We start from the raw sequence: 22,017 nt of genomic DNA on the forward strand, positions 1-22,017 counted from the left end.
GGCGACCGGACGGCAGCGGGCCCCCGCCGGAACGGGGGCCCGCTGCTGCGGCGCCGTCGCGCTCAGCGCCGGTAGAGCGCCTCGACGTCGTCCGCGAAGTCCTTCAGCACGACGTTGCGCTTGAGCTTCAGCGAGGGCGTCAGGTGGCCGGTGGCCTCGGAGAACACGGTGTCCAGCAGCCGGAAGCGCTTGACCGCCTCGGCGTGCGAGACGGCGGCGTTGCCGTCGTCGACCGCGGCCTGGACGGCGGCCAGCAGGTCCGGGTCCTCGCGCAGCTCGGCGAGCGTCGCGCCGGCGGGCTTGCCGTTGAGCTCCTTCCACTTCGGGAAGAAGTCCTCGTCCACGGTGACCAGGCAGGCGATGTACGGCCTGCGGTCGCCGACCACCATCACCTCGCCGATCAGCGCGTGCGCCCGGATCCGGTCCTCGATCACCGCGGGGGCGACGTTCTTGCCGCCGGCCGTGACGATGATCTCCTTCTTGCGCCCGGTGATCGTCAGGTAGCCGTCGGCGTCCAGCGTGCCGATGTCGCCGGTGGCGAACCAGCCGTCCACCAGGGCGTCGGCGGTGGCCTTCGGGTTGTTCCAGTAGCCGGTGAAGACCTGCGGGCCCTTCAGCAGCACCTCGCCGTCCTCGGCGATCCGTGCCGCCGAGCCGGGCAGCGGCTGGCCGACCGTGCCGATCTTCGGCTTGTCCGGAGGGTTGAAGGCGGTGGCGGCGCAGGTCTCGGTCAGGCCGTAGCCCTCCAGGACGGTGAAGCCGATGCCGCGGTAGAAGTGGCCCAGCCGCTCGCCGAGCGGAGCGCCGCCCGAGATCGCGTGGGTGGCCCGGCCGCCGAGTGCGGCCCGCAGCTTGCTGTAGACCAGCTTGTCGAAGACCGCGTGCTTCAGCCGCAGGACCAGCCCCGCGCCGCCCTGGTCCAGGGCCCGGCTGTAGGCGATGGCGGTCTCGGCGGCCTTGTCGAAGATCTTGCCCTTGCCGTCGGCCTGGGCCTTGGTGCGGGCGGTGTTGTAGACCTTCTCGAACACTCTGGGCACGCCCAGGATCAGCGTCGGCCGGAACGAGGCCAGCTCGGCGGTGACGTCCTTGATGTCCGAGACGTGGCCCAGCTTGATCGGGGCGATCGCGGCGGCGATCTCGGCGATCCGGCCCAGCACGTGGGCCAGCGGCAGGAAGAGCAGCACGGAGGACTCGCCGGTGCGGAACAGCTCCGGCATCCGGGCCGTCACGTTGCCCAGTTCGGCGAGGAAGTTGCCGTGGGTGAGCTGGCAGCCCTTCGGGCGGCCGGTGGTGCCCGAGGTGTACACGATGGTGGCGATCGAGTCGGCCACCGCGGTCGCGCGGTGCTCGGCGACGGTCGCGTCGGTGACCTTCAGCCCGGCCTCGGCGAGCGTCGCCTGGGCGCCCCGCTCGATCTGCCAGGCGTGCCGCAGCTCCGGCAGGCGGTCCCGCACCTCGGAGACGACCGCCGCGTGCTGGTCCGTCTCGGTGACGACGGCGACCGCGCCCGAGTCGCCGAGGATCCACTCCACCTGCTCGGGGGAGGAGGTCTCGTACACCGGCACGGTGATCGCGCCGGCCGTCCAGATCGCGAAGTCGAGCAGCGTCCACTCGTACCGGGTGCGGGACATGATGCCCACCCGGTCGCCCGGCCGGATGCCCGCGGCGATCAGACCCTTCGCGGCGGCGTGCACCTCGACCAGGAACTGCGCGGCGGTCAGCTCCTCCCAGCGGCCGTCCACCTTGCGGCTGAGCACCACGACATCGGGGTGACGCTCCGCGTTCTGGTGCACGAGGTCCGAGAGGTTACCGCCGCTCGGTACCTGGTAGAGGGCCGGAAGGCTGAAGTCGAGCAAGACTGCTCCTCGTTCGCGACGCTGCGGGACGGCAGGACGTTACTGCCCGGTAGGCAGCTTCGACCAGGGGGGTCGGCTCCGGTGTTCGACTTGTCACACCATTACCCGGTTCCGACCAGGCCGTGACCGGGTCGTTCGAGTGGCACCCTACGGCAGAGCGCAGGTGACCGTGCGGCACCCCGGTCCGGCCCTGACGGTCCGTGGGCGGAGCGCGTCGCCGGAGGCGATAGCCTGGCCCGGCGCACACCGGCCGGAGCCCGGCCGGCGGGCGGACCCGAGGGACGAGGCGGAGGACCGGAGCCATGGCGGAGCACACCAGGTCGAGCATCACCATCGACGCGACCCCGGCCGAGGTGATGGCCGTGATCGCCGACTTCGCCGCGTACCCGGCCTGGACCGGCGAGGTCAAGGAGATCGAGGTGCTGGCGACCGCCGACGACGGCCGCGCCGCCGAGGTCCGCCTGCTCCTCGACGCCGGGGCCATCCGCGACGAGCACGTCCTCGCCTACACCTGGGACGGCGACCGCGAGGTCTCCTGGACCCTCGTCCGCAGCCAGATGCTCCGCTCCCTCGACGGCTCCTACACCCTGGCGCCGTCCGGCAAGGGCAGCACCGAGGTCACCTACCAGCTCGCCGTCGACGTCAAGATCCCGATGCTGGGCATGATCAAGCGCAAGGCCGAGAAGGTCATCATCGACCGGGCTCTCGCCGGGCTGAAGAAGCGCGTCGAGGGCTGACGGCCGCCGGAGCGGCGGCATCGGGACGGCACAGGACGGCAGAGGGGCGAGAACGATGACGGCCGAGCGCACCATCCTGGTCAGCGGCGACGGAGCGGCCCCCGTGGTCGCCGCCGCCACCGCGCTGCACGCCGCCCGCCGCGGCCGGCGCACCCTGCTGCTGGCCGCCGACGACCCGCACCGCACCCTCGACACCGTCCTCGGCACCCGGCTGGAGGGCACCCCCGCCGCGTACGCCCCCGGGCTCACCGTCGCCCGCATCGACGAGCAGGCCGCCTTCCGGCACGCCCTCGACGAGATCGGCGGGCGCCTCGCCCCCGCCCTCGACCTGCTCGGCGCCGACCCGCTCGACCCCGAGGAGCTCACCGCCCTCCCCGGCACCGCCCGGCTCGCCCTGCTGCGCGCCCTGCCCGCCGTCGACGCCGAGGTCCTGGTCGTCGCCGCGCCCGCCCCCGCCGAACTGATCGCCACCCTCGCCCTGCCCGAGCAGCTGCAGCGCTACCTGGACCGGCTCGTCCCCGAGCAGCGCCAGGCCGCCCGCGCCCTGCGCCCGCTGCTCGCCGGGCTCGCCGGGGTGCCGATGCCCGCCGACTGGCTGTACGAGGCACGCGCCAAGGCCACCGGCGCCCTCACCGCGGCCCGCGCCGCGCTCACCGCCCCCGGGACCTCCGTCCGCCTGGTCGTCGGCGCCGGCGCCCACCCGTACGAGGAGCTGCGCCGGATGCGCACCGGGCTCGCCCTGCACGGACACCGGCCGGACGCCGTCGTCGTGCACGGCACCCTGCCGGACGCCGCACTCGGCTCGCCCGACCCCTGGCTCGCCGCGACCGCCCGCCGCCGGCGCGACGAGCTGGACGCCCTCACCGCCGCCCTCGACCTGCCCGTCCTCACCGTCGAGGAGCCCGGCCCGGCCCTGGAGGCCGTCGCCGACCGCCTCTACGGCACCGGCCCGGGCCCCGCACCGCTCGCCGCCGAGCCCTGGACGGTCGAGGACCGCCTCGCCGCGGACGGCCTGCTGGTCTGGCACCTCGCCCTGCCCGGCGCCGACCGGGCCGACCTCGACCTGGTGCGCCGCGGCGACGAACTGGTCGTCGGACTCGGCGCCCACCGCCGGGTCGTCCCGCTGCCCTCGCCGCTGCGCCGCTGCACGGTGGCCGGCGCCGGCCTGCACGACGGCGTGCTCGCGGTGCGCTTCGCCCCCGACCCGGCGCTCTGGCCGCGGGGCTGAGCCCTCGGACCCGGGGCCGTACGCGCTCCGGGCGGGCCGGCCGGGGCCTTCGGGTAGCGTCGGGCCGGCGGTCGCAGGGAGCGGCCGCCCCGCCGGACACCCCGAGGAGCACGCCGCGATGACCACCGCCGACGACCGCACCGAGCCCGCCGAGCACCCCTTCGGCCCCGAGCTCGGACCGCTGGTGGACGAGGTCCGCCGGTTCGCCGGCACCCTGGGCCAGAAGGCGCAGGAGGCGGGCGCCGACGCCCTGATCACGCTCTCCGGCCTCACCGACCGCCTGCGCGAGCGGCAGCCCGAGGTGTACGGCCACCTGGCCGCCGCCGGCGGTGAGCTGCTGGCCGCCTACCGCGCGGCCGTGGCCGGGCACGAGCGAGACTGGACTGCGGGGGAGGGCGCCCGCGCCGAGCGGATCGACCTCGACCGGGATCCCGCCGACAGCTGAACGCACCGCGTTCCCGCGCCACCGGCGCAGTCCTTGCCCCGTCCAGGCCGAATACCAAACTGAATGTACGACTATTGAAGACACGAGACAGGGTTGCCCCGCGATTGTCTTCGGATAATGTATGCGACGTTGTGCACGGGGAGCAGGCCGGACGGCGCCCCTCCGTTCGGCTGTCCAGCGGGAACGAGTGAATAGCTGAGGCTCACATGGCTCTGACCATCGGCGTCGACGTCGGCGGCACCAAGATCGCGGCCGGCGTGGTCGACGAGACGGGTTCGATCCTGGCCCGCACCCGGGTCCCCACCCCGGCCGACCCCCAGTGGGCCGTCGACGCCATCGCACAGGCCGTCCGGGAGCTCAAGGAGCAGTACCCCGGTGTCGCCGCGACCGGGGTCGGCGCCCCCGGCTTCGTCGACGGCGACCGCTCCACGGTGATCTTCGCCCCCAACATCGACTGGGAGGACGAGCCGCTGCGCACCCGGATCGAGGAGCTCACCGGCCTCGACACCGTCGTCGAGAACGACGCCAACTGCGCCGCCTGGGCCGAGTTCCGCTTCGGCGCCGGCTCCGCCCACCAGGACATGGTCCTGATCACCGTCGGCACCGGCATCGGCGGCGGCATCGTCCTCGGCGGACGGCTGCACCGGGGCCGCTTCGGCGTCGCCGGCGAGATCGGCCACCTGAACGCGGTACCGGACGGGCTCCCCTGCGGCTGCGGCGGCAAGGGCTGCTGGGAGCAGTACGGCTCCGGGCGCGCCCTGCGCCGCTACGGCCGGGAGAAGGCCGCCGCCGACCACCTCGCCGGCCGCCGGATGCTGGAGCTCAACGACGGCGTCGCCGAGACCATCCGCGGCATCCACATCACCCAGGCCGCCGAGGAGGGCGACCCGCTCGCCCTGGAGTGCTACGCCGAGCTGGCCGACTGGCTGGGTCGCGGCATGGCCGACCTCGCCGCGCTGTTCGACCCGGGCGTCTTCGTCCTCGGCGGCGGCGTCTCCGACTCGGGCAACCTGCTGCTCGGCCCGGTCGCCAAGGCCTTCGAGCACTACCTCACCGGCGGCGTCCACCGGCCCCGCGCCGAGGTCGTGCTCGCCTCGATGGGCTCCGCCGCGGGCATCGTCGGCGCGGCCGACCTGGCCCGCACCGTCTGACACCGGCGCCCCCGCCGTCCGACGCCCCCTCACCCGACGCCCCCGCACCGGCGGCCGGCCCCGGCCGCCGAACCGGCCCGCCGCACCGCCGCGGCCCGGGCGGCCGGGGCGGCCGGGGCGGACGGGCGCCCGGCGGGAACCGTCGGCCACGCCCTAAGGTCGGGGGCAGACGGACGGAAGGGGAGCACCCGTGACGACTGCACTGCCCGATCTGCCGCGTTCCGGCCCGGGGCCCGACGGCTCCCGGCGGGTGCGGCTGCTGAGCTACAACATCCGGTCGCTGCGCGACGACCGGCGGGCGCTGGTCCGGGTGGTCCGGGCCTGCGCACCGGACCTGGTCTGCATCCAGGAGTCGCCCCGGTACTGGCGGCCGGCCGGGCAGGCCGCGTGGCTGGCCCGGCACACCGGGACGGCCGTCCTCGCCGGGGGCGGCCGGATCGCCGCAGGACCGCTGCTGCTCGGACGCCCCGCCGTCCAGGTGCTGGGCGTACGGGACCGGCTGCTGCCCAAGACCCGGGGCCTGCACGCCCGGGGGTTCGCCACCGCGGTGGTGCGGGTCGACGGTTCCGCGCCGTTCACCGTCACCAGCTGCCACCTCAGCCTGGACGCCGACGAGCGGTACGCGCAGTTCCGGGCGCTGCCCGAGCAGCTGACCGGTGTGCCGCACGGCATCGTCGCGGGGGACTTCAACGAGCACCCGGACGGCCGGGGCTGGCAGCTGCTCGCCGCCCGGCTGCAGGACGCCCACCCGGCCGCGCCCTGGGGCGGCACCTTCACCTCCGTACCGGAGAACCCCTACCAGCGGATCGACGCGGTCTTCGCCACCCCGGACGTCCGGGTGCTGGCCTGCGGGGTCCCGCACGGACTGCCGGGGGTGGCGGACGCCGACCTGCGGGCCGCCACCGACCACCTCCCGGTCCTGGCCGTGCTGGAGATCCCCGCGCGGTAGGGCCCGTCGGACGAGCCCCGGCCGCCGCCCAGACGACCGCGCCGCTCAGACGACCGCGCCGCCCAGACGACCGCGCCGCTCAGACGACCGCGCCGCCGTGCGGGTCCTCCGGCTCGTCCTCGTCGCGCTCCTTCATCCGGACGACCAGGGTGACGAAGCCGCCGAGGAACGCGCCCACCCCGAGCCAGGCGGGCCAGCCGGAGACCTCGCGCCAGACCACGGCGTCGAAGAGCAGCAGCGCCGGGCCGCCGAGCACGGCGAGCCAGGCGAACTTGGCCGTGGTGTCGGCGGCGGGCAGCGGCGGCGGCTCCGGCGGGACGAAGTGGCCCTCGTCGGTGTCCTCGGCCAGCTCGAAGTCGCGCGGGCCCGGGCTCGCCGCCGGCATCACCGGGCCGGTCGCCCGGGGGCGGGGCTTCGGGGCCAGGTCGGAGAGGTCGGCCGGGTCGCCGGGCTCGCCCGCCTCGGCGCGGCGCCCGCCGTCCTTCAGCCCGCCCTTGAGTTCGCCCTTGAGCTCGCCGCGGGCCCGCAGGCTCTCGATCTCCGGCCAGTCGGGGTTGTTGAGGTCGACGGGGTCGTCGAACTGGGCGACCAGCGCCGCGAAGATCTCGTCCTGCTCGGCCTGGCTGCGCTCGGGCGCGCGCCGGACCCGGGCCGGCTCGGCCGCGGCGGACCCGCCCGTTCGCGGTGCGCCGTCCCGCGGGACGCGGTCCTCCGGGGTGCCGTCCGCGGGGATGCCGTCCTCGGGGGTGCCGCCGCCGGCGGTGCCGCCCGCCGGGGTCGCGCCCGGGCCGCCCTTCGCCGGGCCGCCCGCGGTGCCGTCGCCGTGGGTGGTGCCGTCCAGGGGGGTGCCGCCCTTGGTGGTGCCGTCCTCGCGGGGTGCCTCGTCCCCGCCGCCCGCCGTACTGCTCTCGTGCACTTCCGGCCCTTCAGCCTTGGTGATCGTCGGATTCGACCCGGGTGACGCCCGCCGCGTGCGCGGGAGCCAGCCGTCGGATGAAGTCCAGGGCGGCCGCGAATATTTCCTCCGCGTCGTGGTCCAGCGTCGCGACGTGGTAGCTGCGCTGGCACAGCCGCTCCGTCACATCGGTCGAGGATATCCGGGCGAGCACCAGTTCCGAGTTGGCCGGGGAGACCACGTGGTCCTGCGGACTGCGCAGCAGCAGCACGGGCTGCGCCACCTCCGGCAGCCGGTCCCGGACCTCCTTCCAGAGCCGGGCCAGCGACCAGGCGGCGTGCAGCGGGATCCGGTCGTAGCCGAGCTCGGTCACCCCGGGCCGGGCGATGTCGTCGGTGATGCCGGGCCGGCTCGGCACCAGGTGCCGCAGCACCGGCAGCAGCACGCTCGCGGGGTTGTCCGAACGCACCGACGGGTTGACCAGCACCAGGCCGGCGACCTCAGGGCCGTGCACCGCGGCCAGCCGCAGGGCCAGGGCGCCGCCCATCGACAGCGCGCAGACGAAGACCTGCTCGCACTCCGCGCTCAGCGCCAGGAACTCGCGCTCGACCTCGGCGTACCAGTCCTCCCAGCGGGTCTGCTGCATGTCCTGCCAGCGGGTGCCGTGGCCGGGCAGCACCGGCAGCGCGACGGTCAGCCCGGCCGCCGCGAGGTGCTCGGCCCAGGGCCGCATGGACTGCGGGGAGCCGGTGAAGCCGTGGCAGAGGAGGACGCCCACCGGTCCGCCGCGGTGGAGGTACGGTTCGGCACCGGGCAGCAGCGGCATGGCGGACTCCTTCGCGGGCGGGACGCCACAGGGGCGCGGGACGGCCGTTCGGGCGCCGGGGGTGTGCGCCCCCGGCGAGCCGCATCGTCCCACGGGCCCGCCCGCCCCGTACACCCCGCAGGGGCGGGGCGGGGCACGAGCCGCGCGTCCGGGGCATTAGGATCGTGCGGTCCGCATAACAGGAGGCCCGGGTTGTTCTACCGACTGATGAAGATGATCGTCGCGCCACTGCTTCGGATCTTCTTCCGGCCGTGGATCGAGGGTGCGGAGAACATCCCCGAGGAGGGCGCCGCGATCATTGCGAGCAACCACCTCTCCTTCTCGGACTCCTTCTTCTTCCCGGCCCTGATCAAGCGCCGGGTGACCTTCATCGCGAAGGCCGAGTACTTCAACACGCCCGGTCTCAAGGGCAAGCTGACCGCCGCCTTCTTCAAGGGCGTCGGCCAGCTCCCGGTGGACCGCTCCGGCGTGCGCGGGGCCGGCGAGGCCGCGATCCGCAGCGCCATCGCGGTGCTGGAGCAGGGCGAGCTGTTCGGCGTCTACCCGGAGGGCACCCGCTCGCCCGACGGCAAGCTGTACCGCGGCAAGGTCGGCGGCCTGGCCCGCGTCGCGCTGGCGACCGGGGCGCCGGTCATCCCGGTGGCGATGATCGACACCGAGAAGGTGCAGCCGCCCGGCCAGGTGGTCCCGAACTTCGGCATCCGCCCCGGCATCCGGATCGGCCGCCCGCTGGACTTCTCCCGCTACCACGGCATGGAGAACGACCGCTTCATCCTCCGTTCGGTGACGGACGAGGTGATGTACGAGATCATGCGGCTCTCCGGCCAGGAGTACGTGGACATCTACGCGACCGCCGCCAAGCGGCAGATCTCGGACGAGAAGAAGCGCGCCGACGCCGAGCGCAAGGCGGCCCAGAAGGCCGAGCAGGCCGCGCTCAAGGCCGAGAAGGCCGAGCAGGCCGCCCTGGAGAAGGCGGAGAAGGCCGAGGCGGAGAAGGCCGAGGCGGAGAAGGCCGACCAGAAGGACCAGAAGGGCACCGAGCACTGAGCGGTCGCCGGGGGAGGGGCCAGATGACGGACGGCAGCGGAACCGGGGCGGGCGGACCGGTCCGGCTCGGCGGCAGCCTGGTCGCCGCCGGCATGTCGGTCGAGCAGCCGCTCTGGCGGGCGATCTCGTTCTTCCGGATCCTGGCGCTGGCCTACGCGCTGCTGCGCTACGTCAACTCGTACCTGGACTTCGTGCACCCGGTCGCCGGCTGGATCTTCCTCGGCGCGCTGACCCTCTGGACGCTCGCCAGCACCCGGGCCTTCTCCGGCCCGCAGCGCTGCACCTGGTACGTCCTGGGCACCGACCTGACCCTGGCCGTCACCGGCATCGTGATGAGCGGCCTGACCGACTCGCCGTCCCGGATCAGCCACGGCGCCCCCACCCTGCCCACCATCTGGGCGGCCGGCACCGTCCTCGGCTTCGCCGGCAAGGGCGGCTGGCGCTGGGCGGCGGCGGCCGGCTCGGTGATCGGGATGGCCAACATCCTCGGCCACGGCGGCGCCACCAGCGACAACATCCACAACATCGTGCTGCTGATGGTGGCCGGCTGCGCCATCGGCTACGTCATCGAACTCGCCCGGGCCAGCGAGGCGACCCTCACCCGGGCGCTCCAGGTCGAGGCCGCCACCCGCGAACGCGAGCGGCTCTCCCGGGACATCCACGACGGCGTGCTCCAGGTGCTCGCCCTGGTGCAGCGCCGCAGCGGCGAACCGGGCACCGACTTCACCGAACTCGGCCGGCTGGCCGGCGAACAGGAGCGCGCCCTGCGCGCACTGATGAGCGGCGGCCCGCTGCCCGCCCGGCGCGAGCCGCTGGAGCCGCAGGACCTGCGCACCCTGCTCGCCCCGTACGCGGGGGAGCGGATCACGCTCTCCGCCCCCGGCACCCCGGTGCTGCTCCCGGCCGGGGCCGCCACCGAGCTGGCCGCCGCGGTCGGCGCGGCCGTCGACAACGTCGGCAGGCACGCCGGCCCGCGGGCGAGCGCCTGGATCCTGGTCGAGGACGAGCCGGAGGCCGTCACGGTCAGCATCCGCGACGACGGGCCGGGCTTCGCCCCCGGACGGCTGGGCGAGGCGGAGCAGGCCGGACGGCTGGGCGTCTCCCAGTCGATCCGCGGCCGGCTGCTGGACCTCGGCGGTACCGCCGAGCTGTACTCGTCGCCCGGGGAGGGCGTCGAGGTCGAGCTGCGGGTGCCGCGCGCGGTGCGGCCGGGCCCCGCGGCCGCGGGCCCGTTCACTGCGGGCCCTGCTTCCGTGCGTCCCGAGGAGGGGAACCGATGAGCGATCAGCCGGTCCGCGTGATGGTCGTGGACGACCACCCGATGTGGCGCGACGCGGTCTCCCGCGACCTCGCCGAGGCCGGGCTCGACGTCGTGGCCACCGCCGGGGACGGCGAGGAGGCCGTCCGCCGGGCCCGGGCCTGCACCCCGCAGGTGGTGGTCCTGGACCTCAACCTGCCCGGCCTGTCCGGCGCCGAGGCCTGCCGCCAGGTGGTCGCGCAGGACCCGTCGGTGCGGGTGCTGGTGCTCTCCGCGAGCGGTGAGCACGCGGACGTGCTGGAGGCGGTGAAGTCCGGGGCCACCGGCTACCTGGTCAAGTCCGCCGGGCGCGAGGAGCTGTTGGACGCGGTGCGCCGGACGGCCGTCGGCGACGCGGTCTTCACCCCGGGTCTGGCCGGGCTGGTGCTGGGCGAGTTCCGCCGGCTGGCGGCAGAGCCGCCGACCCCGGCCGCTCCCGCCGTGCCGCAGCTGACCGCCCGGGAGACCGAGGTGCTGCGGCTGGTCGCCAAGGGCCTGTCGTACAAGCAGATCGCGGACCGGCTGGTGCTGTCCCACCGCACCGTGCAGAACCACGTCCAGAACACCCTGGGCAAACTGCAGCTGCACAACCGGGTGGAGCTGGTCCGGTACGCCATCGAGCAGGGCCTGGACGACGACATCTGACGCCCGGGCAGCGGGCCGGGCGGCTGCGCCGGCCCGCCCGGCGGCTGCGCCCGCCCGTTCAGGTGCGGACCGCCGCCCGGCTGCGTACGGCCGCTCAGCTGCGCACGGCCGCCGCCCGGGCCAGCAGCCCGGCGACGATGTCCACCCCCTCGCGGGTCAGCACCGACTCCGGGTGGAACTGCAGCCCGGCGAAGCCGGGACCGCGCAGGGCGTGCACGTCGCCGGTGAACGGGTCGCGCGCGACCTCCACGCCCTCGGCGGCCAGCCGCTCGGCGTCCGCGTCCGAGCAGCGCGCCGTGAACGTGTTGTAGAAGCCGACCGTGCGCCGCTCGCCGAACAGGTCGACGGCCTCCTGCGCGCCCTGGTACGGAACGGCCTTGCGGGCCAGTGGCAGGCCCAGCTCGGCGGAGAGCAGCTGGTGGCTGAGGCAGACCGCGAGCAGCGGCGCGGTCCGCGCGCCGCTGCGGACCGCGGCCAGGGCGTCCGCGACGACCGGGCGCAGCACCGCCATCTTGGGGTCGTCGGCGGCGGCCGGGTCGCCGGGGCCGGGGCCGAGCACGAGCGGTCCGCGGTGGGCCGCGGCCAGGGCACGCAGGCCCGGCTCGTCGTAGCGGCGGACGGTCACCCGGTGGCCGAGCGAGGTCAGCAGGTGGGCGAGCATCGCGGTGAAGGTGTCCTCGCCGTCGACGACGAGGGTCTCCACCTCCCCGGCGGCCCGGGCGGGCTCCTGCATCCGCAGCCAGAACGGCGCCAGGCCGGCCCGCCGCGAGCCGAGCGCGGCCTGCACCCGGTGGTCGTCGGCCAGCCGCGGCGCGGCCCGGTGCGGGCGGGCGGCCGGGGCCGGGAGGGCGCCGATCGCGGTGAGCACCCCGGCGGCCTTGGCGTGCGTCTCGGCGACCTCGGAGTACGGGTCGGAGTGCCGCACGAGCGTGGCGCCGACCCGGACCACCAGGCGTCCGGTGGCCGGGTCGATGTCGGCGGTGCGGATGCAGATGGGGGAGTCGAGCTGCTGGCCGCCGCTGGCGGAGCGGCCGATCAGGGCGAGCGCGCCGGAGTAGTAGCCGCGTCCGCCGCCCTCGTAGCGCCGGATCACCCGGGTGGCGTTCTGCACCGGGCTGCCGGTGACGGTGGCGGCGAACATCGTCTCCTTCAGCACCTCGCGGACGTCCAGCGAGGTGCGCCCGCGCAGCTCGTACTCGGTGTGGGCGAGGTGGGACATCTCCTTGAGGCGCGGGCCGAGCACCTGTCCGCCGAGGTCGCCGACGGTGCACATCATCTTCAGCTCCTCGTCGACCACCATGGTGAGCTCCTCCAGCTCCTTGGGGTCGTGCAGGAAGGCGAGCAGCGACTCGGCGTCGGCGCCGCCGGCGGGGTAGCGGTAGGTGCCGGAGATCGGGTTCATCACGACCGTGCCGCCGCTCTGGCGCACGTGCACCTCGGGGGAGGCGCCGACCAGGACGCGGTCGCCGGTGTGCACCAGGAAGGTCCAGTACGCGCCGCGCTCCTGCGCCAGCAACCGGCGGAAGAGCGCGAGGGCGAGCTCCGGTCCGAAGCCGTCCAGGGTGGCGGTGAAGTCGCGGCGGATCACGAAGTTGGCGCCCTCGCCGCGCCCGATCTCGTCCTCGATCACCCGGCGGACGATCGCGGCGTAGGCGTCGTCGTCGATGTCGAAGGCGCCGCCGGAGAGCCGTACCGGCAGGTCGGGCAGTGCGGGCGCGAACTCGGCGAGCGGCAGGGCGTACTGCTCCTCGACGGCGAGCGCCTGCAGCGGGGTGCCGTCGTCGTGCGCCTCGAAGCCCCGCTCGCGGATCTGCCGGTACGGGACGAGCGCGAGCAGGTCGTGGACGGGGCCGTCGGCCGGGGCGCCGGTGCGGACCGGCAGGTCGGCCAGCCGCTCGTAGCCGCCCACGCTGCCCAGCAGCACCTCGACGGTGTCGGGGGCGAGCCGGGGGGTGCGCCGGTGCAGCAGGGCGAAGGCCGGGGCCTCGGGGCCGGTCAGTCGGGCGAGCAGGTCAACGGCGGTGGTCACGGTCACGGCTTCCTTCCGGGTGGACTTCGGTGGGGAGGTCGCTTCCCGGGAGGGCCGTCCGGATACGCCGACGGCCGCCCCGAGGGGCGGCCGTCGTGTTCGTCTAGGAACGCGCGAGCTGTGGGCCACCCGTTGGGTCGGCCCACCACCAGGAGCAGGTGTGCGGCGTGTTCACGGGTCGAGCGTAGCGGATCCCCGGCGGGCCGTGAGCCGGGTCACCCGAATGTCCGAGAGGTGTCTCACCCATCGGGCGGTGGTCACAAATCGGTTGTCGCACCCCGTAGCCTTGAGCGCGTGACCGTGACGAATCCCCACACCTGGCAGTCCCTGCCCGCGGCGCAGCAGCCTGAATGGCCGGACCAAGAGGCTCTGCGCAAGACCCTTGCGGAGCTCGCCTCCTATCCGCCGCTCGTCTTCGCCGGCGAGTGCGACCAGCTGCGCGCCCGGCTCGCTGCCGTGGCCCGTGGTGAGGCGTTCCTGCTCCAGGGCGGCGACTGCGCCGAGGCCTTCGACGGCGTCTCGGCGGAGCACATCCGCAACAAGCTCAAGACCCTGCTCCAGATGGCGGCCGTGCTGACGTACGCCGCGTCGGTGCCGGTGGTGAAGGTCGGCCGGATCGCCGGCCAGTACTCCAAGCCGCGCTCCAAGTCGACCGAGACCCGGGACGGCGTCACCCTGCCGGTCTACCGGGGCGACTCGGTGAACGGCTTCGAGTTCACCCCCGAGTCCCGGATCCCGGACCCGGAGCGCCTGAAGCGGATGTACAACGCCTCCGCCGCGACGCTCAACCTGGTCCGCGCGTTCACCACCGGCGGGTACGCCGACCTGCGCCAGGTGCACGCCTGGAACCAGGACTTCGTGCGCAACTCGCCGGCCGGCCAGCGCTACGAGCAGCTGGCCCGCGAGATCGACAACGCGCTGGCGTTCATGAACGCCTGCGGCGTGGCGCCGGAGGAGTTCCGGACGGTCGAGTTCTACTCCTCGCACGAGGCGCTGATCCTCGACTACGAGACCGCGCTGACCCGCGTGGACTCGCGCACCGGCGAGCTGTACGACGTCTCCGGCCACATGGTGTGGATCGGTGAGCGGACCCGCCAGCTCGACCACGCGCACATCGAGTTCGCCTCCAAGGTCCGCAACCCGATCGGCGTGAAGCTCGGCCCGACCACCTCGGTGGACGAGGCGCTGACCCTGATCGAGAAGCTGGACCCGGAGCGGGAGCCCGGCCGGCTCACCTTCATCACCCGGATGGGTGCGGGCAAGGTCCGCGACCACCTGCCCGAGCTGCTGGAGAAGGTCACCGCCTCCGGTGCCCAGCCGGTGTGGATCTGCGACCCGATGCACGGCAACACCTTCGAGGCGTCCAGCGGGCACAAGACCCGCCGCTTCGACGACGTGCTGGACGAGGTCAAGGGCTTCTTCGAGGTGCACCGCGCGCTCGGAACCCACCCGGGCGGCATCCACGTGGAGCTGACCGGCGACGACGTCACCGAGTGCGTCGGCGGCGGCGACGAGGTGCTGGTGGACGACCTGCACCAGCGCTACGAGACGGCCTGCGACCCGCGGCTCAACCGCAGCCAGTCGCTGGACCTCGCGTTCCTGGTCGCGGAGATGTACCGCAACCAGTGACCGCCCGCGCCGCCCGGCGGCGCCCGATGTGACAGAAGCCTCTCCGGCCCCGGCACTGTCCGGGGTCGGAGAGGCTTTTTCGCGCCCGTTCGATTGGGTAAGGTAAGGCTTAGGTAGCTAAGGCAAGCCTTGGCTGTGATCGATTTCCGCTCCACCCCACGGGAGAGACCGCGATGTACGTGTGCATGTGCCATGCGGTCACCGAGGCGCAGGTGAAGAAGGAGATCGACGCGGGTGCCAACACCCCGCGCCAGATAGCCCGGGGCTGCAAGGCCGGCACCGACTGCGGCTCCTGCGTGCGCCGGATCCAGGCGCTGCTGGGCGAGCACGGCGCGCGGCCGTGCCCGACCGCCCGGCTGGCGGCCAAGCTGGGGCTGGCCGACCCGGAGCCGGCCGCGGAGGCCGCCCCGTCGGAAGCGCCGCTGAAGGTCGTCGCCTGACCGCGGGGAGCCCGTTCGGGAACCGTCCGGCTCAGGACTCCGGCTGCTCCACCAGCTGGGCGAGGTAGAGCGGCTCGCCGAGCTTCTCCAGCAGTTCGAGCTGGGTGTCGAGGTAGTCGATGTGGTGCTCCTCGTCGGCCAGGATGTCCTCGAAGATGTTGGCCGAGGTGATGTCGTTCTTGGCCCGCATGACCACGATGCCCCGCTTCAGCCGGTCGATCGCCTCGACCTCGACCTGGCGGTCCGCCTCGAACATCTCCTTGACCGTCTGGCCGATCCGGACGTGGAAGAGCCGCTGGTAGTTCGGCAGCCCGTCGAGGAAGAGGATCCGGTCGGTGAGGGTCTCGGCGTGCTTCATCTCGTCGAAGGACTCGTGCCGGGTGTACTTCGCGAGCTTCGTCCAGCCGAAGTTCTCCTGCATCTTCGCGTGCAGGAAGTACTGGTTGATCGCGGTCAGCTCGGCGGTGAGCTGCTCGTTGAGGAACTCGATGACCTCTGCGTCACCCTTCATGGCGTTGCCTTTCCTGCTCTGCCTGCTCCGGGAACCACGGCGAACCCCGGTTGCAGGCATCCTGGCACCGCTTCGGGAGGAAATTCCAGTAAGTTCACACTCACTCGGACATGTGTCGGATTATCCTATTTAGCCACCCGCGGGGCCGGGGTTGACCCGTACGGGCGGGGCGCGCGCCAGGGAAAAGGGGCGCGCGCTGAGCGCTGCCCGCCGTCTGTCACCATGGAGCCATGGGTCAGTCCGAACAAGAACCGCTTCCGCCGTCTGACCCGAGGCTCCCCCCGGGGCAGCGCGCCCAACGCGGCTGGCCCGTCCTGCACTACGGCCCGGTGCCCCGCTTCAAGCCGCTGACCTGGGACTTCCAGGTGTTCGGCGCGACCGCCTCGGCGGAGAAGCACAGCTGGGACTTCACCGGCTTCACCGAGCTGCCCCGCACCACCGTCCGCGGCGACCTGCACTGCGTCACCCGGTTCTCGGTGCTCGACAGCGAGTGGACGGGCGTGTCGGCCGCCACCGTGCTCGACCTCGTACCGCCCGCACCCGGGGTCACCCACGTCATGGTCTGGGCCGAGTACGGCTACAGCGCCAACCTGCGGCTCGCCGACTTCGCCGACCCGCGGACCGTCCTCGCCACCCACCGCAACGGCGAGCCGCTCACCGCCGAGCACGGCTTCCCGGTCCGCCTGGTCGTCCCGCAGCTGTACGCCTGGAAGGGCCCCAAATGGGTGCGCGCGGTCGAGTACATGCGGGCCGACCGGCGCGGCTTCTGGGAGGAGCGCGGCTACCACAACCTCGGCGACCCCTGGCGCGAGCAGCGCTACTCCTACCAGGAGGAGCCCGGCGACGGGCCGCTGCGCTGAGGCCCCCGCTCGGACGACCTAGAAGAACGGCAGCTGGACGGTCACCTCGGTGCGCTGCGGGCGCCGCTCGCCCGGCGCGGGGGACTGGCTCTGCACCTTGCCGACGCCGAAGATGTGCCGGCCCTCGCTGCGCATGGTGAAACCGGCCGCCCGCAGGGCCTCGGCCGCCTCCTCCTCGGACAGCCCGCGCACGTCGGGCACGGCCACCATGCCCTTGCTCACCACCAGCGAGACCGCCGAGTTCTCCGGCAGCGGCTCCCCGGCCGCCGGCGAGCTGCTGATCACCGCGCCCTCGGGCACGGTGTCGCTGTGTACCTGGCTCGTCCCGCCCCGGGTCAGCCCGGCGGCGGTGAGCGCCGCCGTCGCCTGGTCGAGCGGCTTGCGCTGCAGATCGGGCACCGGGATCCGCTTGGGCCCCTTGGAGAGGGTGACCGCGACCGGGTCGCTCTTGCGGGTCCGGGCGCCCACCCCGGGCTCGGTGGAGATCACCTGGCCGGCCGGGACGCTCTCGCTGTACACCTCGCCGAACCGTCCGCGCAGGTCGGCGCCGTCCAGGACGCGCTCCGCCTCGGCCCGGGTCTTGCCGAGCACGCCCGGCACCGTGGTGTAGAGCGCGCCGGACAGCGTGTACGTGGTGGCGCCGACCAGCAGCACCAGCGCGACCAGGACGGACGCCCAGATCAGCGGCTTGCGGGCGAGCCGGCGCAGCTGCTCGGCGCGCGGTCCGGGCTGTCGCCGGGGCGCCCGCGCCGGAGCGGGCTCGTCGTACGGCCGCGGGTCGGCGAGCAGCTGGTCCATCAGCTCCGGCGGCACGTCCAGCACGCTGGTGGACTCGACGGCCGGCAGGATCACCGAGGTCGGCTCGTCGGCCGGGTACGCCGGGGTGCTCCGGGTGGAGGCGGGCGGTTCGGCGTCCAGCTGCGCGGCGGTCAGCCCGCGGCGCACCCGCTGGAGCGCGGCCAGCAGCTCGACCGCGTCGTACGGCCGGGCCTGCGGGTCGCGGGCGCAGGCCCCGGCGACTATGGCGTCGAGCTCGGGCACGACGCCCGGCACGGTGGCCGACGGCGCGGGGACGTCCTCGTGCAGGTGGCGGTACATCACCTGGACGGGGTTCTCACCGCTGTGCGGGCGGTGGCCGGTGAGCATCTCGTACAGCAGGATGCCCGCCGCGTAGACGTCCACCCGCTGGTCGGTCGGCGCGTCCGGGCGGATCTGCTCGGGGGCCAGGTAGGAGACGGTGCCGAGTACGGTGCCGGTGGTGGAGGCGGTCGAGGTGGCGGTGCCGTCGGCGGCGCCGAGCAGCCGGACCAGGCCGAAGTCGGCGACCTTGACCAGCCCGCCGTCGGTGATCAGTACGTTCTCGGGCTTGACGTCGCGGTGGACCAGCCCGGCCCGGTGGGCGGCGCCGAGGGCGGCGAGCACGGGCTCCAGGACGTCCAGTGCGGCCCGGATGGAGAGCGCGCCGCGGTCGCGCAGGAGGTCGCGCAGGGTGTGGCCGGGCACGTACTCCATGGCCAGGAAGACGGCCCCGCCGTCCGCGCCCTGGTCGAAGACGTTGACCACGTTGGGGTGGGCGAGCTTGGCGACGGCCTTGGCCTCGCGGATGAAGCGGCCGGTGAACTCCTCGTCCCCGGCCAGCGAGGGGTGCATCACCTTCAGGGCCACGACCCGGTCCAGCCGGGTGTCGGTGCCGCGGTAGACGGTGGACATCCCGCCGGTCGCGATGCGCTGCTCGACCCGGTACCGGTCGTCGAGCAGGGTACCGATCAACGGGTCGCGCAATGCCTTGTCCACCAGGCGATTCTAGGGGGCGCCCCGGTCGGCGCCCCGGGAGGAGCGGCTCCCGGGGCGCACTGTGCCCGGGTTGTGACAACGGGCGGGGCGCGGTCAGAAGGCCGGGTGCTCCCGGGTGTCGAGGTCCGCGCGGCCGGCCATCGCGGAGGACGCCTCGGCGTGGAAGCGGCGCGGGATCCGGCCCGCCCGGAAGGCCAGCCGCCCGGCCTCGGTGGCGCGGCGCATCGCGTCGGCCATCAGCACAGGGTCCTGCGCCCGGGTCACCGCCGACGCCAGCATGACGGCGGAGCAGCCCAGTTCCATCGCCAGCGCCACGTCGGAGGCGGTGCCGGCCCCGGCGTCCAGGATCACCGGGACGCCCGCGCCCTCCACGATCAGCTGGAAGTTGTGCGGGTTGCGGATGCCCAGTCCGGAGCCGATCGGCGAGCCCAGCGGCATGATCGCCGCGCAGCCGACGTCCTCCAGCTTCCGCGCCAGCACCGGGTCGTCGTTGGTGTACGGCAGCACGGTGAAGCCGTCGTCGACCAGGGTCTCGGCGGCGTCCAGCAGCTCGATCGGGTCGGGCAGCAGGGTCCGCTCGTCGGCGATGACCTCCAGCTTCACCCAGTCGGTGCCGAGCGCCTCGCGGGCCAGCCGGGCGGTCAGGACGGCCTCGCCGGCGGTGAAGCAGCCCGCCGTGTTGGGCAGCACGCGGATGGCGTTGCGCTTGAGCACGTCCAGCACCGAGCCCTGGGTGCCCGCGTCGACCCGGCGCATCGCGACCGTGGTCAGCTCGGTGCCGGAGACCCGCAGCGCCTGCTCCAGCACCTCCAGGCTGGGGGCGCCGCCGGTGCCCATGATCAGCCGGGAGGTGAAGGCGGTGCCGCCGATCGTGAACAGGTCGTCGGCCATCTCAGCCTCCCTGGACGGCGGTGAGGATCTCGACCCGGTCGCCGGCCTGCAGCGGCGTCGCGGGCCACGAACCGCGCGGCACCACGGCCTCGTTGAGCGCGGCGGCGACGCCGGTGTTGGCCCGGCTCAGGGCCGCCACCACCTCGGCGAGGGTGGTCGCGGCGGGCACCGTGCGGGGCTCGCCGTTGACGGTGAGGGAGATGTCGCTCATGCGGGGACCTTCGTGGGACGGGAGCTGAAGCGAGTGGGGGAGAAGGGCTCGGCGAGCGCGGGCAGCACCCCGGTGGCGAGGTACTCGCCGAGCAGGTCGGCGGTCACCGGGGTGAGCAGCACGCCGTTGCGGTAGTGGCCGGTGGCCGCCACCAGGCCGGGCAGCGCGGTCGGGCCGAGCAGCGGCGCGTTGTCCGGCGAGCCGGGGCGCAGTCCGGCGGAGGTCTCCACCAGCGGCAGCTCGGTGATCCCGGGGACCAGCTCGTGCGCGTCGCGGAGCAGCTCGTACACGCCGCCGGCGGTGACCGTGGTGTCGTACCCCTGCTCCTCGCTGGTCGCGCCGATCACCAGCTCGCCGTTCTCCCGCGGCACCAGGTAGAGGTGCTGCCCGCGGACCACCGCGCGGACGTTGCGGGACAGGAACGGCCGGTACGGCTCGGGGATACGCAGCCGCAGGATCTGGCCCTTGACCGGGCGGATCGCGGGCAGCACGCCCTCGGGCAGGCCGGGCAGCCGGTGGCTGTGCGGGCCGGCGGCCAGCACGACCTGCGCACCGCCGAGGACGTCCCCGTCGGCGAGCCGGACGCCGGTGGCGCGGTCGTCGGCGAGCAGGAGTTCGGCCGCCTCGCCGCGGTGCAGCAGGACGCCCGCCCGCTCGCAGGCCCGCACCAGGGCGGCGGTGAGCCGGCGGCCGTCCACCTGGTGGTCGCCGGTGACGTGCAGGCCGCCGCGGACGCCGGGGGCGAGCATCGGCTCCAGCTTGCGGGCCTCGCGGCCGGTCAGCCAGTGCGAGTCGAGGCCGAGCCGCTCGTGGAAGGCGTGCAGCTCGCGCAGCTCCGCGCGGTCGTCGGAGTCCAGGGCGACGGCGAGGGTGCCGCACCGGCGGTAGCCGGTGTCGAGGCCGGCCGCCTCGGAGAGTTCGGCGGCGAAAGCCGCGTACCGGTCGTTGGAGGCCATGCCCAGGTGCAGCAGCGGCTCCTCGCCGTACTGGAGCTCGGTCACCGGGGCGAGCATCCCGGCCGCGACCTGCGCGGCGCCGCCGCCCGGCGCCGGGTCGACGACCGCCACCCGCAGCCCGCGCTGCGCGGCCCGCCAGGCGACCGCGAGGCCGATGATGCCGCCGCCGACCACCAGGACGTCGCTGCGGGCGCCGTGAGTCGAGCGTGTCAAAGCCGCTGTTCTCCCTTCGCCGGTATGACCCGGATCAGGTTCGGACGGTCGCAGGCCGTCTCAGCCCGCCTCTCAGCCCGGTCCGCCGGGCTCCCGCGTTGGTGTCCCCACCTTAACTCCGGGCGCCGCCGCCGCCGAAGGCGCGTACGAGGGGTGGGACGGCGGTCCGGCCGGGCGGGGCCCGTCGGTACAGTGGCCCGCGTGGCAGAGCTGAACGGTGTGGAGCAGGCCGTCGTCGTCGGGGCCGGACTGGCCGGGGCCCAGTGCGCGTCCGCGCTGCGGCGCGGCGGGTGGCCCGGGCGGATCGTCCTGGTGGGCGAGGAGCCGCACGCACCGTACGACCGGCCCCCGCTCTCCAAGGAGGTGCTGCTCGGCAAGGCCGACGCCACCCCCCTCGACATCGACTTCCCGCACCTGGGCGTGGACCTGCTCACCGGGCGCCGGGCCACCGGCCTCACCCCCGGCGTGCTGCACACCGACGCCGGCGACCTGCCGTACGGCGCCCTGGTGATCGCCACCGGTGCGACCCCGCGGGCGCTGCCCGGCGCCGAGCGCGCCCACCTGCTGCACACCCTCGACGACGCGCTGGCCCTGCGCGCCCTGCTGCGGCCCGGACTGCGGCTGGTGCTGGTCGGCGCCGGGTGGATCGGCGCCGAGGTGGCGACCGCGGCCCGGACGGCCGGCTGCCTGGTCACCGTGGTCGAGGCCGGGCCCGCCCCGCTGCCCGGCGCGCTGCCGGAGGCGGTCGGCCGGGCGATGGCCGCCTGGTACGCCGAGGCCGGGGTGGAGCTGCGCTGCGGCGTCGGCGTCACCGCCGTCGAGGACGGCGCCGTCCGGCTGGCCGACGGCACGCAGCTGCCCGCCGACGAGGTCGTGGTCGGCATCGGCGCCCGCCCGGCGACCGGCTGGCTGGCCGGCTCCGGCGTGGAGCTGGACCCGTCCGGCGCGGTGGTCGTCGACGAGCGGCTGCGCACCAGCCTGCCCGCCGTCTTCGCGGCCGGCGACTGCATCGGCTACCCCTCGGCCCGCTCCGGCACCAGGCTGGCCGTCCAGCACTGGGACCACGCGCTGCAGTCCGGCGAGGCCGCCGCCGCCTCCGTGCTCGGCGCGGACGCGCCCTACGACCCGGTGCCGTACTTCTGGTCGGAGCAGTTCGGCCGCATGGTCCAGTACGCCGGCCGGCACACCGGGGGCGACGAACTCGTCCACCGCGGCTCGCCCGCCGACGCGTCCTGGACGGTGCTGTGGCTGCGCGACGGCGAGCTGCGCGCGCTGCTGGCGGTGGACCGCCCGCGCGACCTCACCCAGGGCCGGCGGCTGATCGAACGCGGTGCCCGGCTCGATCCGGCGAGGGCCGCCGATCCCTCCGTGCCACTCAAGGCGGCCGCGGCGGGGTAGCTTGGTGCC

The 22,017-nt window shown here is 74.5% G+C and carries 21 protein-coding genes and 1 riboswitch; of the genes, 12 read left to right on the top strand and 9 right to left on the bottom strand.

Annotation, left to right across the window (positions count from 1 at the left end):
• Nucleotides 1-62: 62 nt before the first annotated feature.
• On the bottom strand, nucleotides 63-1,856 hold the full coding sequence (locus ACWGB8_RS09405) for an AMP-dependent synthetase/ligase (RefSeq protein ID WP_452211836.1): 1,794 nt from the start codon (nucleotides 1,854-1,856) through the stop codon (nucleotides 63-65).
• A gap of 302 nt (nucleotides 1,857-2,158) precedes the next feature.
• Here ACWGB8_RS09405 and ACWGB8_RS09410 point away from each other — a divergent pair, with 302 nt between their 5' ends.
• From ACWGB8_RS09410 to ACWGB8_RS09430, 5 genes are all read left to right on the top strand, one after another.
• Nucleotides 2,159-2,593, top strand: coding sequence for an SRPBCC family protein (locus tag ACWGB8_RS09410; protein WP_452211838.1), 435 nt, complete (start codon nucleotides 2,159-2,161; stop codon nucleotides 2,591-2,593).
• Between the two features lie 55 nt (nucleotides 2,594-2,648).
• On the top strand, nucleotides 2,649-3,821 hold the full coding sequence (locus tag ACWGB8_RS09415; RefSeq protein ID WP_452211840.1) for an ArsA family ATPase: 1,173 nt from the start codon (nucleotides 2,649-2,651) through the stop codon (nucleotides 3,819-3,821).
• A 118-nt stretch (nucleotides 3,822-3,939) separates the two neighbouring features.
• The gene (locus tag ACWGB8_RS09420) at nucleotides 3,940-4,266 is read left to right on the top strand and encodes a DUF5304 family protein (protein WP_452211842.1); all 327 of its coding nucleotides are present in this window, start codon (nucleotides 3,940-3,942) and stop codon (nucleotides 4,264-4,266) included.
• Nucleotides 4,267-4,472: 206 nt separating this feature from the next.
• Nucleotides 4,473-5,417, top strand: coding sequence for an ROK family glucokinase (locus ACWGB8_RS09425; RefSeq protein WP_452211843.1), 945 nt, complete (start codon nucleotides 4,473-4,475; stop codon nucleotides 5,415-5,417).
• A gap of 190 nt (nucleotides 5,418-5,607) precedes the next feature.
• Nucleotides 5,608-6,366, top strand: a complete 759-nt coding sequence (locus ACWGB8_RS09430) for an endonuclease/exonuclease/phosphatase family protein (protein WP_452211845.1) — start codon at nucleotides 5,608-5,610, stop codon at nucleotides 6,364-6,366.
• 79 nt (nucleotides 6,367-6,445) lie between these two features.
• On the opposite strand, the gene ACWGB8_RS09435 is transcribed toward ACWGB8_RS09430, so the two are convergent.
• Together ACWGB8_RS09435 and ACWGB8_RS09440 are read right to left on the bottom strand one after the other, a co-directional pair.
• The gene (locus ACWGB8_RS09435; RefSeq protein ID WP_452211847.1) at nucleotides 6,446-7,282 is read right to left on the bottom strand and encodes a hypothetical protein; all 837 of its coding nucleotides are present in this window, start codon (nucleotides 7,280-7,282) and stop codon (nucleotides 6,446-6,448) included.
• Nucleotides 7,283-7,292: 10 nt separating this feature from the next.
• Nucleotides 7,293-8,087: an alpha/beta hydrolase gene (locus ACWGB8_RS09440; protein WP_452211849.1), complete on the bottom strand. Its 795-nt coding sequence runs from the start codon at nucleotides 8,085-8,087 to the stop codon at nucleotides 7,293-7,295.
• A 207-nt stretch (nucleotides 8,088-8,294) separates the two neighbouring features.
• On the opposite strand from ACWGB8_RS09440, the gene ACWGB8_RS09445 reads away from it, so the two are divergent.
• From ACWGB8_RS09445 to ACWGB8_RS09455, 3 genes are read left to right on the top strand one after another with little or no spacing between them, the layout of a single operon-like run.
• Entirely contained in the window at nucleotides 8,295-9,134 is an 840-nt protein-coding gene (locus tag ACWGB8_RS09445) for a lysophospholipid acyltransferase family protein (protein WP_452211893.1), read from the top strand.
• A 23-nt stretch (nucleotides 9,135-9,157) separates the two neighbouring features.
• On the top strand, nucleotides 9,158-10,414 hold the full coding sequence (macS, locus tag ACWGB8_RS09450) for a MacS family sensor histidine kinase (protein WP_452211850.1): 1,257 nt from the start codon (nucleotides 9,158-9,160) through the stop codon (nucleotides 10,412-10,414).
• Nucleotides 10,411-11,076 (top strand): response regulator, encoded by a 666-nt coding sequence (locus tag ACWGB8_RS09455; protein WP_452211851.1) that lies wholly within the window; start codon nucleotides 10,411-10,413, stop codon nucleotides 11,074-11,076. Before macS ends, ACWGB8_RS09455 begins: the two co-directional genes overlap by 4 nt.
• Nucleotides 11,077-11,170: 94 nt before the next feature.
• Here ACWGB8_RS09455 and ACWGB8_RS09460 read toward each other — a convergent pair whose 3' ends face one another.
• Nucleotides 11,171-13,105, bottom strand: a complete 1,935-nt coding sequence (locus tag ACWGB8_RS09460; protein WP_452211853.1) for an anthranilate synthase family protein — start codon at nucleotides 13,103-13,105, stop codon at nucleotides 11,171-11,173.
• Nucleotides 13,106-13,399: 294 nt separating this feature from the next.
• Between ACWGB8_RS09460 and ACWGB8_RS09465 the strand changes: the two genes are divergently transcribed.
• Complete coding sequence (locus tag ACWGB8_RS09465) at nucleotides 13,400-14,734, top strand: class II 3-deoxy-7-phosphoheptulonate synthase (protein WP_452211854.1); 1,335 nt, start codon at nucleotides 13,400-13,402, stop codon at nucleotides 14,732-14,734.
• 173 nt (nucleotides 14,735-14,907) lie between these two features.
• On the top strand, nucleotides 14,908-15,174 hold the full coding sequence (locus ACWGB8_RS09470; RefSeq protein ID WP_452211856.1) for a (2Fe-2S)-binding protein: 267 nt from the start codon (nucleotides 14,908-14,910) through the stop codon (nucleotides 15,172-15,174).
• 31 nt (nucleotides 15,175-15,205) lie between these two features.
• On the opposite strand, the gene bfr is transcribed toward ACWGB8_RS09470, so the two are convergent.
• A complete protein-coding gene (gene bfr / locus ACWGB8_RS09475; protein WP_452211858.1) occupies nucleotides 15,206-15,685 on the bottom strand; it encodes a bacterioferritin in 480 nt (159 codons plus the stop codon).
• Nucleotides 15,686-15,915: 230 nt separating this feature from the next.
• Here bfr and ACWGB8_RS09480 point away from each other — a divergent pair, with 230 nt between their 5' ends.
• Complete coding sequence (locus ACWGB8_RS09480; protein WP_452211860.1) at nucleotides 15,916-16,545, top strand: sulfite oxidase-like oxidoreductase; 630 nt, start codon at nucleotides 15,916-15,918, stop codon at nucleotides 16,543-16,545.
• An 18-nt stretch (nucleotides 16,546-16,563) separates the two neighbouring features.
• On the opposite strand, the gene pknB is transcribed toward ACWGB8_RS09480, so the two are convergent.
• From pknB to thiO, 4 genes are all read right to left on the bottom strand, one after another.
• Nucleotides 16,564-18,339, bottom strand: a complete 1,776-nt coding sequence (pknB, locus tag ACWGB8_RS09485; protein ID WP_452211862.1) for a Stk1 family PASTA domain-containing Ser/Thr kinase — start codon at nucleotides 18,337-18,339, stop codon at nucleotides 16,564-16,566.
• Between the two features lie 93 nt (nucleotides 18,340-18,432).
• On the bottom strand, nucleotides 18,433-19,230 hold the full coding sequence (locus tag ACWGB8_RS09490; RefSeq protein ID WP_452211863.1) for a thiazole synthase: 798 nt from the start codon (nucleotides 19,228-19,230) through the stop codon (nucleotides 18,433-18,435).
• Nucleotide 19,231: 1 nt separating this feature from the next.
• Entirely contained in the window at nucleotides 19,232-19,441 is a 210-nt protein-coding gene (gene thiS, locus ACWGB8_RS09495; protein ID WP_452211865.1) for a sulfur carrier protein ThiS, read from the bottom strand.
• Complete coding sequence (thiO, locus tag ACWGB8_RS09500) at nucleotides 19,438-20,610, bottom strand: glycine oxidase ThiO (RefSeq protein WP_452211867.1); 1,173 nt, start codon at nucleotides 20,608-20,610, stop codon at nucleotides 19,438-19,440. Before thiO ends, thiS begins: the two co-directional genes overlap by 4 nt.
• Nucleotides 20,605-20,717: riboswitch (TPP riboswitch) on the bottom strand. It overlaps the preceding gene by 6 nt.
• An 85-nt stretch (nucleotides 20,718-20,802) precedes the next feature.
• Here thiO and ACWGB8_RS09505 point away from each other — a divergent pair.
• On the top strand, nucleotides 20,803-22,008 hold the full coding sequence (locus tag ACWGB8_RS09505) for an NAD(P)/FAD-dependent oxidoreductase (RefSeq protein WP_452211869.1): 1,206 nt from the start codon (nucleotides 20,803-20,805) through the stop codon (nucleotides 22,006-22,008).
• Nucleotides 22,009-22,017: the final 9 nt, after the last annotated feature.

The sequence above is a fragment of the Kitasatospora sp. NPDC054939 genome (genome assembly GCF_053610105.1).